1 protein-coding gene and 1 pseudogene are annotated in these 585 nt (G+C 55.2%); both read right to left on the minus strand.

Going from position 1 to position 585, the window contains the following annotated elements:
- A pseudogene (locus ACQY5R_RS18260) lies at positions 1-389 on the minus strand (hypothetical protein); the annotation flags it as partial.
- Positions 373-585, minus strand: a 213-nt coding sequence (locus ACQY5R_RS18265) for a hypothetical protein (protein WP_428610717.1), incomplete at its 5' end; no start/stop codon positions are given. The gene ACQY5R_RS18265 and the pseudogene ACQY5R_RS18260, both read right to left, overlap by 17 nt.

Below are 585 nucleotides of genomic sequence, written 5' to 3' on the forward strand. Positions count from 1 at the left end.
TTCCAGTCGTTTTTGTATTTTCCTCGCTCGTCTCGTTCTGTGCGTTCATACCTGGCGGCACAGCACAACACCTGGAACCGGATATCCTCACCCTGAATAAAAAACGAGAAACCCAGTGACGATGGTGGAATGTAACGTCGCACAACGGCAGGTTCGGCTGAGCTTTCACCAGCAGCCTCAGTAGTACCTTCTGCCTCATCGACATCTTCACTGGCAGGATCGATACCTTCGCCCCATTTGGATGTGGGGTAAAGCGCACCGCAGGGGAAACGCTCCGTGGGCAAGACACCCTGTAGGGCCTGGCTATCGGGCGCCGACTCTGGCGGACCAATCAGTTGCTGGCGTATCCAGTCAATCAGTCTTCTTCGTGGTTCAGTGAGTATCATCATTCAGCGTGGGAACGCCTTCAGCTACTGGCGCCTGAAACACCTCCTCACCACGCCAACGAAACCTGAGTGCACCCCACCGCGTCTCATCCGCCACACCCAGCAGATAGTGCAATTCACCCAACGTACGCACCTGCCCTTCCAGGTCAATATGGACCTCAACGTCAGTCATCCGATTTCTTCCTGCGCTTACCCGACA

It is taken from the genome of Sedimenticola sp. (genome assembly GCF_050289425.1).
Taxonomy (GTDB): Bacteria; Pseudomonadota; Gammaproteobacteria; order Chromatiales; family Chromatiaceae; genus Sedimenticola.